The organism is Pseudotabrizicola sp. 4114, from assembly GCF_031457365.1.
Taxonomy (GTDB): Bacteria; Pseudomonadota; Alphaproteobacteria; order Rhodobacterales; family Rhodobacteraceae; genus Pseudotabrizicola.
This window is the reverse complement of the sequence record NZ_JAVDWP010000006.1, coordinates 174,629-191,406: the sequence shown is the minus strand read 5'-3', so window position 1 is coordinate 191,406 and position 16,778 is coordinate 174,629. Positions and strand designations below refer to the sequence as shown.

17 protein-coding genes are annotated in these 16,778 nt (G+C 64.4%); 6 read left to right on the top strand and 11 right to left on the bottom strand.

Features of this window, described 5'->3' with window-relative positions; all coding sequences use genetic code 11:
• Positions 1 to 5 precede the first annotated feature (5 nt).
• Together J2X53_RS15405 and J2X53_RS15400 are read left to right on the top strand one after the other, a co-directional pair.
• Complete coding sequence (locus J2X53_RS15405) at positions 6 to 212, top strand: hypothetical protein (protein ID WP_349038379.1); 207 nt, start codon at positions 6 to 8, stop codon at positions 210 to 212.
• On the top strand, positions 209 to 469 hold the full coding sequence (locus tag J2X53_RS15400) for a hypothetical protein (protein ID WP_349038378.1): 261 nt from the start codon (positions 209 to 211) through the stop codon (positions 467 to 469). Before J2X53_RS15405 ends, J2X53_RS15400 begins: the two co-directional genes overlap by 4 nt.
• On the opposite strand, the gene J2X53_RS15395 is transcribed toward J2X53_RS15400, so the two are convergent.
• The 3 genes from J2X53_RS15395 to J2X53_RS15385 all read right to left on the bottom strand — a co-directional run bounded on the left by J2X53_RS15395 (position 466) and on the right by J2X53_RS15385 (position 4,157).
• Positions 466 to 1,209, bottom strand: a complete 744-nt coding sequence (locus J2X53_RS15395; RefSeq protein WP_349038377.1) for a metallophosphoesterase — start codon at positions 1,207 to 1,209, stop codon at positions 466 to 468. The genes J2X53_RS15400 and J2X53_RS15395 overlap by 4 nt on opposite strands.
• A gap of 105 nt (positions 1,210 to 1,314) precedes the next feature.
• The gene (gene serA / locus J2X53_RS15390; RefSeq protein WP_349038376.1) at positions 1,315 to 2,910 is read right to left on the bottom strand and encodes a phosphoglycerate dehydrogenase; all 1,596 of its coding nucleotides are present in this window, start codon (positions 2,908 to 2,910) and stop codon (positions 1,315 to 1,317) included.
• An 89-nt stretch (positions 2,911 to 2,999) separates the two neighbouring features.
• Positions 3,000 to 4,157, bottom strand: a complete 1,158-nt coding sequence (locus tag J2X53_RS15385; protein WP_349038375.1) for a phosphoserine transaminase — start codon at positions 4,155 to 4,157, stop codon at positions 3,000 to 3,002.
• Between the two features lie 152 nt (positions 4,158 to 4,309).
• Between J2X53_RS15385 and serB the strand changes: the two genes are divergently transcribed.
• Together serB and J2X53_RS15375 are read left to right on the top strand one after the other, a co-directional pair.
• On the top strand, positions 4,310 to 5,185 hold the full coding sequence (gene serB / locus J2X53_RS15380) for a phosphoserine phosphatase SerB (protein WP_349038374.1): 876 nt from the start codon (positions 4,310 to 4,312) through the stop codon (positions 5,183 to 5,185).
• Positions 5,182 to 5,652 carry a GNAT family N-acetyltransferase gene (locus tag J2X53_RS15375; RefSeq protein ID WP_349038373.1) on the top strand — a complete coding sequence of 157 codons (471 nt, stop codon included), beginning with the start codon at positions 5,182 to 5,184 and terminating at the stop codon, positions 5,650 to 5,652. The genes serB and J2X53_RS15375 overlap by 4 nt, the downstream gene beginning before the upstream one ends.
• Positions 5,653 to 5,719: 67 nt before the next feature.
• Here J2X53_RS15375 and J2X53_RS15370 read toward each other — a convergent pair whose 3' ends face one another.
• Positions 5,720 to 7,327: an alpha-glucosidase gene (locus tag J2X53_RS15370; RefSeq protein ID WP_349038439.1), complete on the bottom strand. Its 1,608-nt coding sequence runs from the start codon at positions 7,325 to 7,327 to the stop codon at positions 5,720 to 5,722.
• Positions 7,328 to 7,442: 115 nt separating this feature from the next.
• On the opposite strand from J2X53_RS15370, the gene zapE reads away from it, so the two are divergent.
• Complete coding sequence (gene zapE / locus J2X53_RS15365; protein ID WP_349038372.1) at positions 7,443 to 8,522, top strand: cell division protein ZapE; 1,080 nt, start codon at positions 7,443 to 7,445, stop codon at positions 8,520 to 8,522.
• A gap of 81 nt (positions 8,523 to 8,603) precedes the next feature.
• Here zapE and J2X53_RS15360 read toward each other — a convergent pair whose 3' ends face one another.
• Both J2X53_RS15360 and J2X53_RS15355 read right to left on the bottom strand, forming a co-directional pair.
• Positions 8,604 to 10,157 (bottom strand): alanine/glycine:cation symporter family protein, encoded by a 1,554-nt coding sequence (locus tag J2X53_RS15360; RefSeq protein ID WP_349038371.1) that lies wholly within the window; start codon positions 10,155 to 10,157, stop codon positions 8,604 to 8,606.
• A 12-nt stretch (positions 10,158 to 10,169) separates the two neighbouring features.
• Positions 10,170 to 10,604 (bottom strand): universal stress protein, encoded by a 435-nt coding sequence (locus J2X53_RS15355; protein ID WP_349038370.1) that lies wholly within the window; start codon positions 10,602 to 10,604, stop codon positions 10,170 to 10,172.
• 479 nt (positions 10,605 to 11,083) lie between these two features.
• Between J2X53_RS15355 and J2X53_RS15350 the strand changes: the two genes are divergently transcribed.
• On the top strand, positions 11,084 to 11,347 hold the full coding sequence (locus J2X53_RS15350) for a YjhX family toxin (RefSeq protein ID WP_349038369.1): 264 nt from the start codon (positions 11,084 to 11,086) through the stop codon (positions 11,345 to 11,347).
• 141 nt (positions 11,348 to 11,488) lie between these two features.
• Here the strand turns inward: J2X53_RS15350 and J2X53_RS15345 are convergent, their stop codons facing one another.
• From J2X53_RS15345 to J2X53_RS15325, 5 genes are all read right to left on the bottom strand, one after another.
• Positions 11,489 to 12,250 carry a TSUP family transporter gene (locus J2X53_RS15345; protein ID WP_349038368.1) on the bottom strand — a complete coding sequence of 254 codons (762 nt, stop codon included), beginning with the start codon at positions 12,248 to 12,250 and terminating at the stop codon, positions 11,489 to 11,491.
• 82 nt (positions 12,251 to 12,332) lie between these two features.
• Positions 12,333 to 13,163, bottom strand: coding sequence for an SMP-30/gluconolactonase/LRE family protein (locus J2X53_RS15340; protein WP_349038367.1), 831 nt, complete (start codon positions 13,161 to 13,163; stop codon positions 12,333 to 12,335).
• The gene (locus J2X53_RS15335) at positions 13,160 to 13,768 is read right to left on the bottom strand and encodes a 2-dehydro-3-deoxy-6-phosphogalactonate aldolase (RefSeq protein WP_349038366.1); all 609 of its coding nucleotides are present in this window, start codon (positions 13,766 to 13,768) and stop codon (positions 13,160 to 13,162) included. The genes J2X53_RS15340 and J2X53_RS15335 overlap by 4 nt, the downstream gene beginning before the upstream one ends.
• Positions 13,765 to 14,679, bottom strand: a complete 915-nt coding sequence (locus J2X53_RS15330) for a 2-dehydro-3-deoxygalactonokinase (protein WP_349038365.1) — start codon at positions 14,677 to 14,679, stop codon at positions 13,765 to 13,767. The genes J2X53_RS15335 and J2X53_RS15330 overlap by 4 nt, the downstream gene beginning before the upstream one ends.
• Positions 14,676 to 16,772: an alpha-galactosidase gene (locus J2X53_RS15325; protein ID WP_349038364.1), complete on the bottom strand. Its 2,097-nt coding sequence runs from the start codon at positions 16,770 to 16,772 to the stop codon at positions 14,676 to 14,678. The genes J2X53_RS15330 and J2X53_RS15325 overlap by 4 nt, the downstream gene beginning before the upstream one ends.
• Positions 16,773 to 16,778: the final 6 nt, after the last annotated feature.

Below are 16,778 nucleotides of genomic sequence, written 5' to 3'. Positions count from 1 at the left end.
GACTTATGGCAAAGGGTGCAAACAAATACGGCCCGACCCGGGGCGAGTATATGATCCGGCTGGCGATCTCGCTGGGCGGGCTCGGCCTTTTGGCCTTTGCCATCGCCTATCGCGGCTGGCCCGAAGGCCCGGGACTGGTCGAGGTGGTGGGCTTTGCCGGGCTGTTCTTTGGTGGCTCTGCCGTAATGGCCCTGCGGGGAGTGCGCCGGTGACCGCGACCACCATCGCCTTTCTGTCCGTGCAGGGCAGTGTCTTCGCGGTCTGGGCCTTTGTCGCCTTCCGCAGCCTGTTCCGGCTGCTGGCGCTGCTGCGGCACCGCAGCGGGCAGGCCATCCCCGGCGCGCGCGCCACCCTGTCAGCGCCGCGGCTGTTCCTGACCGACCCGCGCTTTGGCCCTGACCGCAAGGCCCTCGCCTTGCTCACCCCGCTGCTGCTGATCCTGTCGTTGACCTTCGCTGCCAGCCGTTAAGGCCGCAGCGGCACACGGCCCTTGTCGGTCAGGTGAAACACCTCACCCTCCTCGACCACGATCACCGAAAGCGGCCCACCATAAGCGGCGGAAGAGTCGATATTGACCCGGTTGCCGTAATGCATCGGGGCCTCAATCGCAGTGTGGCCATGCACGATCAGCGCCTCGAACGGTCCCTCGTGATCGAGAAAGCCTTTGCGGATCCACAGCAGATCATCCTCGGCCTGATCCTCGATGGCGATGCCGGGCCGCACCCCGGCATGAACAAAGATCGCCCCGTTCGCGCGGTGCCAGGTCGGGCGGCTGGTCAGAAAATCGAGATGCTCTTGCGGCACCGCCGCCAGCGCCTCTGCATGGACCTTCGCAATCGGCCGGTCTGACGCATTTGGCACGCCATAAGACCCCAGCGTCACCCCGCCGCCCAGCTTGGGATGCAGCCAGCTGAGGTCAGAGCGCAAGCCCGGATCGCTGGCCAGCGGGTCATCCATGAACATCGTGAACAGCCGGTCATGGTTGCTTTTCAGCACAATCCAGTCCTGCCCGTCTGCAATGCCCTGCCGCAGATACTCCACCACGCCCCGGCTGTCCGGCCCCCGGTCCACCAGATCGCCGACATGCAGAACCTGCCCCGCCCCATGGCGCGCCATGTCGTCGGCCACCAGATCATGCACGCCGCGCAACAGATCCAGATGGCCGTGAATGTCACCGATGGCATAGGTCTGCGCGGATGAGGTCTGCATTATCGGGCCTTTCGAATGTGGAAAGCCCGGGGGCCTTCACGTCCCCCGGACCCTCTGTGGGATATTTATGAACAGATGAAACTGCAAGCAGCTCATCCCATCGCTTTATGCGCCTTCAAACACCAGCGGTTTGACCTGAAGGAACATGCCGGTGTTATCCAGCGTCTCAACAACCTTCGGATTGATCGGCTGATCCAGATACAGCAGAGCAATCGCATCCTGACCGATGGACGACCGGCCAAGGGTAAAGTTGGCGATGTTCACGCCGTTCTTGCCCAGCGTCATGCCCAAGAGGCCGATGATCCCCGGCACGTCTTCATTGGTGGTATAAAGCATGTGCTCGCCCACCTCGGCGTCGATGTTGATGCCCTTGATCTGGATGAAGCGCGGCTTGCCATCCGAGAAGCAGGTGCCCGCGATCGAGCGCTCGCGCTTGTCGGTCACCATGGTGACCTTGATATAGGCGTCAAACACGCCGGACTTGTCCTGCCGGGTGGTCGAGATCTGGATGCCCTTGTCCTTGGCAACAACCGGGGCCGAAACAAGGTTCACATCCGGGTTCTGCGCTTTCAGCACGCCCGCAATCACCGACTGGTTCAGCGCGGCGATGTTCATCTCGGACACGCGGCCATCATACAGGATGTTGATCGCCTTGATCGGCTCGTCGGTCATCTGGCCGATGAAGGCCCCCAGATGGCCGGCCAGCTTGACCCAGGGGCCCATCACGGCGGCCTCTTCTGCCGTCACATTCGGCATGTTCAGCGCGTTGGTGACAGCGCCGGTCAGCAGGTAATCCGACATCTGTTCGGCCACCTGCAATGCCACATTCTCCTGCGCTTCGGTGGTCGAGGCGCCAAGGTGCGGCGTCACCACCACATTGGGCAGGTTGAACAGCGGCGAGTCCGTCGCCGGTTCCACCTCGAACACATCCAGCGCCGCGCCGGCAACATGGCCCGATTGCAGCGCATCGCGCAGCGCCGCCTCGTCAATCAGACCGCCCCGGGCGCAGTTGATGATGCGCACGCCCTTTTTGGTCTTGGCGAGGTTCTCGCGGCTCAGGATATTGCGGGTCTTGTCGGTCAGCGGCACATGCAGGGTGATGAAATCGGCCCGCGCCAGCAGCTCTTCCAGCTCGACCTTGGTGACGCCCATCTGCACGGCGCGCTCTTCGGACAGGAAGGGGTCATAGGCCACCACCTTCATGTGCAGGCCCAAAGCGCGGTCGCAGACGATGCCGCCGATGTTGCCTGCACCAATCACGCCAAGGGTTTTGTTGAACAGCTCCACCCCCATGAAACGGGATTTCTCCCATTTGCCGGAATGGGTGCTGGCATTGGCCTCGGGCAATTGCCGCGCCACGGCAAACATCATCGCGATGGCATGTTCGGCGGTGGTGATCGAGTTGCCGAACGGCGTGTTCATCACGATCACGCCCTTTTTCGACGCCGCCGGAATGTCGACATTGTCGACACCGATCCCGGCGCGGCCGATCACCTTCAGCCGGGTTGCCGCCGCCAGCAGCTTTTCGGTGGCCTTGGTGGCCGAGCGGATCGCGAGGCCATCATACTGGTCGATGACCGCCAGCAGCGCGTCTTTGTCCTTGCCCAGCTTGGGCATGTAATCGACCTCGACGCCACGGTCGCGGAAGATCTGGACGGCGGTTTCAGAGAGTTCGTCGGAAACGAGAACCTTGGGGGCCATTTGGGAAGTCCTTGAAATATGAATGGGGGCGGCGGGGAGACCCCCGCCCTACGGATTGGGGTAGGGCGGGGGTCTCCCCGCCATCCCGGTCAGGCAGCTTTGGCAAGCGCGGCGATTTCCGCTTCGAACGCGTGGGCAATCCACGGCATCAGCGCTTTCACGTCGGCGGTTTCCACCGTCGAGCCGCACCAGATCCGCAGGCCCGCAGGCGCATCGCGATAGGCGCCGATATCATAGGCGACCCCGGCCTTTTCCAGCCGCTTGGCCACCGCCTTGGCAAAAGCCTCGCCATCCGTGATCCGCGCGTCGGCGAACTTCAGGCACACCGACGTGGTCGACGCGATCTCAGGCGTCTCCGCCAGATTCTGCAGCCAGGGGTTCGCGGCGCAGAAGTCCCAGACCACCTGCGCATTGGCCGTCGCCCGGTCCACCAGACCCTGCAACCCGCCCACAGATTTCGCCCATTTCAACGCGACCAGATAATCTTCCACCGCCAGCATCGATGGGGTATTGATGGTCTCGCCGACAAAGATGCCCTCGATCAGCTTGCCCTTGGCCGTCAGCCGGAAGATCTTTGGCAGCGGCCAGGCCGGGACATAGCTTTCCAGCCGCTCCACCGCGCGGGGGCTCAGGATCAGCATGCCATGCGCGCCCTCGCCGCCCAGCACCTTTTGCCAGCTGAAGGTCACCACATCCAGCTTGGCCCAGTCCATCTCCATCGCAAAGGCCGAAGAGGTGGCGTCGCAGATCGTCAGCCCCTTACGGTCCGCCGGAATGGCATCGGCATTGGGCAGGCGGCAGCCGCTGGTGGTGCCGTTCCAGGTGAACACCACATCCTTGTCGAAATCGACGGTCGAAAAATCCACGATCTGGCCGTAGGGGGCCTTTTTGACCACAGCATCCAGCTTCAGCTGCTTGACCACATCGGTCACCCAGCCCTCGCCAAACGACTCCCATGCCAGCATCTCAACGGGACGCGCGCCCAACAGCGACCACATCGCCATTTCCACAGCGCCGGTATCGGAACCGGGGACGATGCCAATGCGGTACTCCGCAGGCACGCCCAGAATCTCGCGGGTCAGCTCGATAGCTTCTTTCAGCTTGGCCTTGCCGACGGCAGCACGGTGCGAGCGGCCCAAGGGCGCATCGTCAAGCATATCAAGGGAAAAGCCGGGAACCTTGGCGCAAGGGCCAGAAGAAAAGCGCGGGTTAGCCGGGCGCAACGCCGGGGCGATCAGATCAGCCATGGTATCCTCACAGATAAATGCCCTTCGTTGGGGAAGGGTGTCCCACTGCCGCATCTACAGCTCCGCCCCCTCTGGCACAAGAGGAAAAATCGTCGTAATGCGGCGCATCACCACGCGAAAGCGACGCCTCCCACCCAGACGGAAGACCGCCCATGTTCACAGCCACCCTGCTGACCAACCCGGCCACGCCGGTCCTTGACCGCGCATGCGTGGAATCGCTGCGCAATGCCTGGGGCGGCGGCGATGCGGTTTGGCTCGACCCCGGCGTGGCCGCCGAGTTTCCAATGGAATCGCTGCCTGCGAACCTGTGGGAGGCTTGGGCAGGTCTGCAAACCATGCGGATTGATCTGGCGGTGCAGCCCAGCCAGAACCGCAAAAAGCGCCTGCTGATCGCCGATATGGACAGCACCATGATCCGGCAGGAATGCATTGACGAGTTGGCCGATGAGGCGGGTGTCGGGGCCTATGTCGCGGGCATCACCGCCCGCGCGATGAACGGCGAGCTGGATTTTGAGGCCGCCTTGCGTGAGCGCGTGGCCCTGCTGCGCGATCTGCCCGCCGCCACCATCGCCCACGTCATCCGCGACCGCATCACCCTGATGCCGGGTGGCCCTGCCCTGCTGGCCACCATGCGTGCCAATGGCGCCTATGCGGCGCTGGTGTCGGGCGGGTTCACCGCCTTTACCGCCAGCATTGCCGAAACGCTGGGCTTTGACGAGAACCGTGCCAACACCCTGCTGGTCGAAAACGGCAAGCTGACCGGCCATGTCGCCGACCCGATCCTTGGCAAACAGGCCAAGCTCGACGCGCTGCTGGAAATCACCGCCCGCCTCGGCCTCACCCCCGAGGATGCCATTGCCGTCGGCGACGGGGCCAACGACCTTGCCATGCTCAACCGCGCCGGTGCTGGCGTGGCGCTGCATGCCAAGCCGGTTGTCGCGGCGCAATGCGATCTGCGCGTGAACCACGGCGATCTGACCGCGCTGCTCTATCTGCAAGGCTATACCCGTGAGGAGTTCGCCGCATGATCATCCGCCCCGCCCTGCCGCAAGATGCCAAAGCGATGGCCGACCTGCTCAACACCATCATCGCCATTGGCGGCACCACCGCGCATCAGACGCCCAAAACCGCTGACACCGTGCGTCACGACTATATCGACGGCCCCAACAGCATCACCTGCGTCGTGGCGGAAGACGCGGGCCAGATCCTCGGCTGGCAGTCGATTTGCTGGGACCATGGCGACCCTCATATCGGCAGCTTTGTCGATCCGCACACGCAGGCCAAAGGCATCGGCGCCCAGCTTTTCGCCGAAACGCTGAAACTCAGCCGCGCGGCGGGCCTGACCGAGATTTTCGCCACCATCCGCGCCGACAACGTGCCGGGTCTGGCCTATTATGCGCGGCAGGGCTTTACCGACATCGCGTCAGAGCCGGATTTTGCGTTGAAGACCGGCGAGGTCGTCGGCCGGGTCCACCGCAAGCTTACCCTGCGCTGACGCAAAACCCATGTCAGCCTGCGCTGACGCAAACCATTTGCCAGCCTGCGCTGACGTGGCCAATCGGTCAGCCTGCGCTGACCGAAAGCCCTCCGTCCGCGTCCAGAAACGCAAAGCCGTTCGGCCCCAGCACCAGCCGCCCCGCCTCAAGATGTGCGGCGTGGCAGGGCGCGCCCTCGGTCAGCACCCCCTCCACCGTCAGCACCACCGGGCGCGGTGACAGGTTGAACACGCAGGCCAGCGCATCGCCGCGCGCAAAGGCCAGCACCGGCTCTGGCACCTCAAAGAACCGCGTGCGCCCCAGCCGCAAGGCCGGGTGCATACGCCGGAACGCCAGCATCTCGCGGTAGAATTCGAGCACCGAGCCCGGCACCCCCTCTTGCGCCGCCAGATTGCGCGCCAGTTGCGGGGGTTTGACCGGCAACCATGGCTTCACATCGGAAAACCCGCCGTGTTCCGACACATCCCAGACCATTGGCGTGCGGCAGCCATCGCGCCCTTTGTAATCGGGCCAGAACCGGATTCCCGGCGGGTCGGTCAGCTCATCAAAGTCTATATCCGTCTCGACCTGCCCCGCCTCTTCCCCCTGATACAGACAGACCGAGCCTTCGAACGAAAGCAGCATCGCCGCCGCCAGCTTGACCACAGCATCCGCCGCGCCGTGTTCCGCCCAGCGCGTTGCGTGGCGGATCACATCGTGATTGGAGAACGCCCACATCGGCCAGCCCTCCGGCGCGCCCTGAAAGAACCCTTCGATCTTTTCGCGGAAATGCGCGGCGGTGAATTCCGGCCCCAGCATGTCGAAACTATAGGTCATGTGCAACCGCCCCGGCTGGGTATACTCTGCCATGATCGCCACATTGCGCCACGGCGCATCGCCCACCTCGCCCACCATGGTGCGGTCGGGGTATTCATCGGTCAGCGCCCGCATCCGCTCCAGCCAGCCCGGATTTTCGGGGCGCGATTTGGAATACAGATGATCCTGCATGTCATAGGGGTTCACCGGCGGCCGGTTTTCCTTTTGCGGCATCGGCCCGTTCGAGCGCAATTCGGTGTCGTGGAAGTAGTAATTCACCGTATCCAGCCGGAACCCGTCCACCCCGCGCTCCAGCCAGAACCGCAGCACCGAAAGCGCCCAGTCCTGCACCGCCGGATTGTGAAAGTTCAGATCCGGCTGGCTGGGCAGAAAGTTGTGCAGATAATACTGACGCCTGCGCGAATCCCACTCCCAGGCCGAGCCGCCAAACACCGACAGCCAGTTGTTCGGCGGGCTGCCATCGGGTTTGCCATCGGCCCAGACATACCAGTCAGATCGCGCATTGTCGCGGCTGACCCGGCTTTCGCGGAAAAACGGGTGCTGGTCGGATGAGTGTGAAATCACCTGATCAATGATCACCTTCAACCCCAGCTCATGCGCACGGGCCACCATCGCATCAAACGCGGCCAGATCGCCGAACAGCGGATCGACATCCATGTAATCCGATACGTCATACCCCATGTCGGCCATCGGGCTTTTGAAAATCGGGCTCAGCCAGACCGCATCCACCCCCAGCGCCGCCAGATGCGGCAGCCGCGCGGTGATCCCGGCCAGATCACCGATCCCGTCGCCGTCCGAGTCCTGAAAGGACCTTGGATAGACCTGATAGGTCACCGACCCGCGCCACCATTCAGCCATCGCCATCCCTCATGCCGTTTGCGCCACTCAAACCGTTTTGAATCCCGCCTTCAACCCGAAATGCACACAATCGCGCTGTTGCCCGCTCACCGCATACCGATGTACACAGACGCCCATGCGCCAGACCCTGACCCAGATCTACGACGCCCGCATCGCCGCAGGCACCCTGCGCCCCGACCCGGCGCAGCACGCCGTACTGCCCGAGCTGGAGGTGTTGCGCAGCTGGCTGGAGGACAACGCCACCCGCCGCACCGGGCTGTTCGCGGGCCTGTTCGCCCGCCCCCTGACCCCGCCAAAGGGCCTGTACCTGTGGGGCGGTGTCGGGCGCGGCAAATCCATGTTGATGGACCTGTTCACCGAGGCGACCGACATCGCGAAAAAGCGCCGGGTGCATTTCCACGCCTTCATGCAGGAAATCCACCACGGCATCCACGCCGCCCGGCAAAAAGGTGTCGAAGACCCGATCGCCCCGGTGGCCGAGGCGATCATCCGCGACACCCGCCTGCTCGCCTTTGACGAAATGCAGATCACCGACATCACCGATGCGATGATCGTGGGCCGGCTGTTTGAAAAGCTGTTCGCCGCCGGGGTGGTCATCGTCACCACCTCGAACCGCCCGCCCGAAGACCTGTATCTCAACGGCCTCAACCGGGCGCTGTTCCTGCCGTTCATCGCCATGCTGCGCGACCGGCTGACGATCCACGAGCTGGAAAGCCCCAACGACTACCGCCAGCATCGCCTTGCCGGGGCGCAGGTCTATTTCCACCCCGCAGGCAAGGCCCGCCCGCAGATAGATGCGATCTGGGCCGACCTGACCGGCGGCATTCCGGGCGTGCCACTGAAGCTGCCGGTCAACGGGCGTGAGGTCGAAATCCCCCGCTTTGCCAATGGCATCGGCCGCGCCAGCTTTTGGGAACTCTGCGCCCGTCCGCTGGGGGCCGCCGATTTCCTCGCCATCGCCGCCGCGATCCGCGTCCTGATCGTTGAGGACATCCCGCAGCTTTCGGCCAGCAACTATAACGAGGCCAAACGCTTCGTTCTGCTGATCGACGCGCTGTATGAGGCGCGCGTACGCCTGATCTGCTCGGCTGCGGATGAACCCGAACGGCTTTACACCGAGGGCACCGGGTCATTCGAATTTGAACGCACCGCCAGCCGCCTGCGCGAGATGCAAGGCGCAGACTGGGGTCAGTAGCAGGCCGGGGCCAACGGCATACCGGGGCCAATAGCAAAGGCCCGGATCTTTCGATCCGGGCCCCGACCTGCAACAAACGCCTTACTTGAACCGCTTGATTGCGCCCGACTCCAGCCGTTCCAGATAGCTGTTCAGCTCGCGCTTCACGACTGGCATCAGGAAATACAACCCGACAATGTTTACCACCGCCATCGCAAAGATCGCCGCATCCGAAAAGTCGATCACCGGCCCCAGTGACGCCGCAGCACCGATCACCACAAAGATGCAGAAAATCACCTTGAACGTGATTTCTTGTTTCCTGCCCTCACCAAACAGATAGGTCCAGGCTTTCAGCCCATAATAAGACCATGAGATCATGGTCGAAAACGCGAACAGCAGCACCGCCACCACCAGCACATAGGGAAACCACGGCAAAGCCGCGCCAAACGCCGCCGAGGTCAGGCCAACCCCCGTCGCACCCGAAGCGGTCACGATCTGCCCGTTCTCGCCCAGCACATACAGCCCCGTGGCCGCATCCGTGGTCAGCTGCCCGGTGATGATGATCACCAGCGCCGTCATCGTGCAGATCACCACCGTATCAATGAACGGCTCCAGCAGGGACACAAAGCCTTCGGTGATCGGCTCCTTGGTCCGCACCGCCGAATGGGCAATCGCGGCAGAGCCAACGCCCGCCTCGTTTGAAAACGCCGCCCGGCGGAACCCCTGTATCAGTGCCCCGATCATGCCGCCGGCAATGCCGTTGCCGGTGAACGCACCGTCAAAGATCTGCCCGAAGGCCCAGCCGATCCGGTCATAATACATCACCAGAATGATCAGCGCCGTGCCGACATACAGCACCCCCATCAGCGGCACCACACGCTCGGTCACCTGCGCGATCGACTTCAGCCCGCCGATGATCACCGCAAACACGATGGCCGCAAACACCACCCCAGTGATCCAGCCCGGATATTGCCCCAGCACCCCGGTCAGCTGCTGATGCGCCTGATTGGACTGGAACATATTGCCGCCCCCCAGCGACCCCAGCACACAGAAAATCGCAAACAGCACCGCCAGCGGTTTGCCCCCCGGCAGCCCGCGTTCGGCAAACCCCTTGGTGATGTAATACATCGGCCCGCCCGACACCGTGCCATCGGGGTATTCGTTGCGATACTTCACGCCCAGCGTACATTCGGTAAACTTTGATGCCATACCCAGCAGCCCGGCCAGGATCATCCAGAACGTTGCCCCGGCCCCGCCAATGGTGACGGCCACGGCCACCCCGGCGATATTGCCCAGACCCACCGTCCCCGACAGCGCGGTCGCCAGCGCCTGAAAATGGCTGACCTCCCCCGCGTCATTCGGGTCGGAATACTTGCCGCTGACCAGCTGGATCGAATGCCGCCAGACCCGGAACTGGATAAAGCCGAAATACAGCGTGAACACCGAGGCCGCGATCACCAGCCAGGCCACGATCCACGAAAAGCCGGTGCCCGGGATCGGGGCAAAGATGAAGTTCACGAACCATCCGGTCGAGGCCAGAAAGATCTGGTTCACCGTCTCGTCAATGCCCTGCGCCTGCGCCGCAGACCCAAGGGCCGCGGTAGTCGCGACAAATGCGGCAACAGCCGCGCCAAAGCGGGTAAATATGCTTGTCATCAGGGGGTCTCCTTACGGGACAATGGTGCAAGGCACCGGCGCAATCTGCGCCAGCGTGCCTGCGACAGAACCAAAGACGCGCGACATCACGCCCGAATTGCCGGTGCGGCCGGTGACAATCTCGGTCGCGCCGATTTCGGTGGCGACATCACAGATCGTTTCGGTCACATGGCCGTATTTGATCGCGGTCTCGATCCCGACACCCTGACCTTCATACTTCGCGGCCAAAGGCGCGATAATCGCCGCCTCTGCCCGCGCCAGTTCCTGTTTGCGCCGCGCATGGCGCTCTTCCAGCTCTTCCTTGGTCAGAAAGGTATAGGGCGACCATTCCAGCACATGCACCAGCATGAGCGATCCCCCGTCCTGACGCGCCCGCGCATGGGCAAAGGCCAAAGCCCGCGCCCCCGCGTCGCTGCCATCTACGGCAACCAGTATTTTCCCCGGCATCTTGTTCTCCTTTGTTGGCAAGTGGCACTGATCTGAGGTGTCAGCTTGGGGCGTCAGCACGCCGCCCATGCCCAAAGGATAACGGAATTGTGACAGTCAGGTCGCCTGAAAATTGCAAATGCGCAGGTCAACTCGCCCGCATTTGCGATCGTTCTGCATCATTTGGTCGCAAAAGAGCCCTTTGGCAGGCAGCCTAGCACTTCTCTTTACGCCCCTTCCCGCTTGCGCCTGGCCTTGGGCACAGGCTTGTACGCCCGCGCCGGATCGTACCGGGCCGCCCCCTCCGCAGGCTTGCATCCCGGCCATGACTTTCCTAAATTCTCATTCGGGCGACGACACATTGCGTCGCCGGGACAACGGAGCCTTTATGTCTGAGCTTGTGACCTAAGGCTCTCTGAGCCTCAGAGAGCCGCGTGAAACCAAAGCCGCCGGGTGCCTGAACGCCCGAAGTTTTTTCACGTCTTTCACAAGAGACTCCCATGAATATCTCAAAGAATGAACAGCGTGCCCTGCACGTTCTGGCCCTTGGTGGCCGCATCCTGCACGAGCGGGACAATGGCCGCAAAATTACCGCTGTGACCTGCGTCACGCGCGAAGGAATGATCCTTTCCGATTTCGATCTGACGGTTTTCGGCAAATTGTGGCGAAAGCGGCTGATCGAATCCCACTCCGGCAGTCCTTACCGCATCTCGAAACGCGGCCGGCTTTCGGTGCGTGCTCAACTCGACAATCAGGGCACATGACAGGCTGATCCGCTGACATTGACGAAGGACCGGGCCGCGCGGCTTTGACTGTGCGGCCCGGCCAAAGGTTAAAAATTCATTAATCCCGCACCGTCAACCCATTGAAATCTTGCGACTTCACAATCTTCCCCCTGTGTTACACTACCCCCAGACCTGCCACAGCAGCCGGGCCGCCATCAGGGTAGAGGTGGTCACCAGCAAGGGCTTGATCAGCCGCGCCCCGACCCGCATCGCCAGCCGCGCGCCCAAGACCGCCCCCGCCGTCTGGGCCAGGGCCATCGCCAGCCCCACCGCCCACCAGGTCGCGCCCGAGAACACGAACACCGCCAGCGAGCCCAGGTTGGAGGCAAAGTTCAAAAGCTTGGTATGGGCGGTGGCCTTGAGCACCCCGTACCCCGCCAGCATGATGAACCCGATCATGAAAAAGCTGCCCGTGCCGGGGCCGAAAAACCCGTCATAGGCCGCGATCAACGGCACGGCGGTAAAGGTGAAAACCCCCGGCCCCATCCGCTGCACCCGGTCCAGATCGGTCAGCCCCGGCTTGATGGCAAAGAACAGCGCCACCGCCACCAGCACCACCGGCATGATCACCCGCAGCACCTCTGCCGGGATCAGATGCGCCACCAGCGCCCCTCCCGCCCCGGCCAGCAGACTGACCAGCGCCATCCCCGCCTGATCGCGCAGCCTGACATGCCCCGCGCGGGCATAGCTGATCATCGCCGTGCCCGACCCGAAACTGCCCTGCAGCTTGTTGGTCGCCAGTGCCTCCACCGGGTTTGCCCCGGCCAGCAGCAGCGCCGGCACCGTGATCAGCCCGCCGCCGCCCGCAATGGCATCGACAAAGCCGGCGACAAAGGCCGCCAGGATCAGCAGGGCCACAAGATCGGCGGTCACTTCAAACATATCGGCCCCACAAGGAATGCGGGGCCGTTCTGATCGGGCAGGCAGCCGAAGTAAAGAGCACGACGCCCACCCGCCCGCCGGGTCAGAGCAGAACGCGCGGCTCGGCACGGCCCCTGATGCCGGTATCCAGCACAAAGGTCTGGCCATTGGCCGGGTTGCCGTCGGTCAGATCCCGCGCAGCAGAGGTGCAATAAAGCTGGCTGAAGTCAGCCCCCCCCAGCGCCGGGCAGGTGGTTTGCGGGCAGGAAAATGCATGCGTGGCCAGCTTTTCCCCGGCGGGCGTATAGCCCTCGACACAGCCGCGCCCCCAGAATGCGATCCACAGATTGCCCGCCGCATCGGTCACCGCCCCATCCGGATACCAGCCCTGCGCGGTGAAGTCCAAAGCGATCTCGGGTGCCGCACAGGGCCAGCCCTCGGCATCGAGTGCCACGCGCATCACCTGATGCGTGGGCGTGTCGCTGAAGTATGCCGTGCGGCCATCGGGGGCAAAGCACTGGGCGTTGGTCACCGTGATCCCGCCCCACAGCTTGCGCAGCGCGCCCTTGTAGTAGCGGTAGAACGCCCCTGCGCCCTTGCCCTCGGCCTTCGCCATGGTGCCGATCCAGAACCCGCCCATCGGGTCGGCGCGGCCATCGTTCGAGCGGGTGGCGGGAGTGTCCGCCTCCAACGCGCACAGCGTTTCTTCGGCCCCGGTTTCCAGATCATAGCGGAACAACCGCGACTCGGACGCGATCACCAGCTCATCACGGCTGACCCAGCCCGCCGCGCTGACCATTTCGGCAAAGTCCCAGTGGCGGCTGGCCGAATGCAGGCGGCAGCCGACAATGTCGAACCACAGCAGCTCACCGCGTTCGGGATGCCAGAGTGGGCCTTCGCCAAGGGTGCATCGGGTGGCGTTGAACAGGGTCATGCGACGGCCTCATCATAAGCTTTGACAATGGCCTGCGCGCGCGCTGCGACATCGGCAGCCGACAGGCCGGGATTATAGATCGCGGTGCCAATGCCAAAACCATCGGCCCCGGCGCGGAGCCAGTCGGCAAAATTATCGGCCCCCGCGCCGCCGACAGCATAGACCGAAGTGTCGGGCGGCAAAACCGCCCGCATCGCCCTGACCCCTTCGGGGCCGATCAGCGAAGCAGGAAAGATCTTCAGCCCATCCGCCCCGGCCGCCAGCGCGGCAAAGCATTCGGTGGGGGTCATCGCACCGGGCCACGAGGCCATGCCGCAGGCCTTGGTGGCGGCGATGACATCCGGGTTGCAATTGGGCGAGACGATCAGCGTGCCGCCCGCCTGTTGCACCGCATGCACATCCGCCACGCTCAGCACGGTGCCCGCCCCGATCTGCGCCCGACCGTGCATCGCCTGCGCCATCGCGGCCACCGACATCAGCGGGTCGGGCGAGTTCAGCGGCACTTCGATCCGGGTGATCCCGGCAGCCACCAGCGCCTCGGCCACCGGCACGGCGTCGCGCGGGGTGATGCCGCGCAGAATGGCGATCAGATTGCGATGGGTCATGACTTGGCCTCCAACGGGCGGGCAAGGCTGGCCAGCCCGGCCAGAGTGCATTCAGTGGCGGGCAACAGCCGCGCCTCTACCCCCTGCACCGACAGCGCGCGGGCGTAGAGGCGGCACAGCGCCTCGTCGCCGATCAGCGTGACCGGCTGGCCCAGCCAATAGGGTTTGGCCGCGGCCAGTTCGACACCGATCAGCAGGCCCGACAGCCGCGCCCGCTCCTGTTCGGGGGACAACCCGGCCAGCAGCCCTTCGGCGCGCAGGCTGAACAGTTGCGCGCCGATCCGGTCGGGACGGGACAGGGCGGCGGACAGGCCAGCCTCAAACCCGGCGTCATCCCAGCCCTTGCCCGCCATCCCATGCCGCAGCACAGATTTCTCCGACAACAGCGCAAACAGCTCGCCGGTCATGTAGGTCTGAAAGCTGACCACCTCGCCCGCGCTGATCTGCGCCCATTTGGAGTGCGTGCCGGGCAGGCACATCACGCCATCAAACGCCGGGTGCAGCGCCAGAGCCCCGGCAATCTGGGTTTCCTCACCGCGCATCACATCGGCGGGTTTCATCTGCTTCAGCCCCGGCACCAGATGCAGCGTGATCCGCGCTTCCTCCACCGGCACCTGCACCAGCCCGGCGCGGTCCAGCGGGGTGCAGGGCACCGCGCGATAGGGCGCTTCGTGCCAGCCTTCACGGCTGCCGACCATGCCGCAGGCGATCACCGGCGTCACCCCCGCCCCCAGCCACGGCGCGATCAGCGCCAGCAAAGCCGGTTCAAACTGGTCCGGGGCCAGTTGCCCCATGCCATCCTCCGAGTCCGCATGCGCCACAATACCCGTCGCCCCCATGGCCCAGACCCGCAGGTTGGACGTGCCCCAGTCCACGGCGATCCAGTCCACGCCAGTTCGGTCCGGTGTCATAGCCGCTCTCCCTCTGTCACCCACATCGTTGCGGGCCATGCCACGGGCAGCAAAATGCCCTGCCCCATCAGCGCCCGCCCGGTCAGCGTCAGCGGACCGGCTTTCAGCGCATTCGGCCCGCGCGATTGCGGCGGCGCATCAACAGCGTTGCGCAACGTGATCCGGTAGCGCGCCGCCGGGTCCAGCCCGGTCAGCCGCAACGGGCGCGGCAGGCTTTGCACGCTTTGCGCATTCTGCCCGGCAAAGACCACAAAGCGCCCGCCATCCGCCGCCAGCTGCATCTCGGCCGTGACACTCGGGTCGGCACTGTCCAGCCGCAGGATGGTGCCGGCCATCATCCAGTCGCGGTTGGCCTTGTACCACGCCGTCACCTCGGTCAGCACCGCAGCATCGGCGTCAGAAATCCGGCGCGGGTCCATCTCGAACCCGAAATGCCGCTGCGCCGCGACCCATGCCCGGAAAGCCATAGGCAAGGCACGGCCCGTGGTGTGGCTGTGTTCTGCGCCGACATGGCTGCCGGTGACACAGGACGGCAGGAACAGCGCGGCATCATGCTGCATCCGCAACCGCTCTTCGGCATCAATGCAATCCGACAGCCAGATCCGGTGGGTGCGTGCCAGGATGCCCGCATCAATCCGCCCACCCCCCGATGCGCAGCTTTCGATCTCCACCCCCGGATGGGCCGCGCGCAAGCGGTCGAACAGATCATACGCGCCATGGGTCTGGGCGGTATCCACCACCGGCAGCAGGCGGTTGTGATCCCATTTGATGTAGTCGATGGCATGGTCGGACAGGATCGCCGACACCGCGTCGAACAGATGGTCGCGCACCTCGGCCCGCCCCAGGTCCAGCACCAGCTGATTGCGCCCGGTCACCTGATCCAGCGGCCCCAGCACCCAATCGGGATGGGCGCGGCAGAGGTCAGAGTCGGGGTTGACCATTTCCGGCTCGAACCACAGGCCGAAGGTCATGCCCAAGGACCGCACATGCGCAATCAGCGGCTGCAACCCGTCAGGCCATTTGCTGCGGTCCACGGTCCAGTCGCCCAGAGACCGGGTGTCATCATCCCGCCGCCCGAACCAGCCGTCATCGAGCACGAACCGCTCTGCCCCCAGTGCGGCCGCGCGGTCGGCAATCTGCGTCAGATCGGCGAGGCTGTGGTCAAAATAGATCGCCTCCCAGCAGTTGTAATGCACCGGGCGCGGGCGGGCGGGGTTGGGCCAGCTGACCACTCGGTCGCGAATGTCGCGTTGAAACGCGGTAGCGATGCCGTTCAGCCCGGTGTCAGAGTATACCGCCACCAGCTCTGCCGTTTCAAACCGCCTGCCAGCTGCCGTTTCCGCGCCCAAGGGCGCGCCGAACTGCACCTGACGGCGGCCATCGGGCAATTCTTCGGCCAGCATCCTGTGGCCCCCTGACCACGCATAATGCAGCGCAAAAGCAGCGCCTTGGGTATTGGAGCACCCGGTTTCCGGCAGGATCAGATAGGGCGGATGCTCATGCCCAGACCGCCCGGTGCGCGCCTCGCGTGCGCGGATGCCGGGGGTCCAGGCCACGTGGTTCAGATGAAACTCGCGCACCCAGCGGCCATGCACGTCGATCATGTGATCCGCCGCCTGCGGCGCAGGCAGCACCGGCGCGGCCAGCCACTGCACGCGAATGTCGCGCGCGGCCTCCAGCACCGTTTGCAGGGTGAACACCCCGGTCGCCTGCGCGGTGATCCGGTGAGTCAGGGTCAGACCGGGGGCCCGGCTGATCAGGGTCAGGCTGTCCGCCTGCCGCTCCGCCCGGTCAAAGCGGAACAGCGCATGCAGCGGCGTGCCGTCGGCTTCGGCGCAGATCAGCCCCGGCTGACCGGCAAAGGCACGGCCCGACTCCGGCGTCAGGGTCAGCGGGGACAACTGATCCAGCATGCCGCCGGTCAGGTCGTGCCGGGCCGAGGCGGCAAGTTGCGCCAGATCTTCGGCCTCGGGCAGCCGCGCGCCCCAGTAGATCACCGAAGGCAGGCCGCCCTCCGAGGTCAGCGCAAGGGTCTGCCCCCCGGCATCCATCCGCCAGAGTGCAGCGACACGGCTGCGTAAATCCTCGGTCATGGCCCG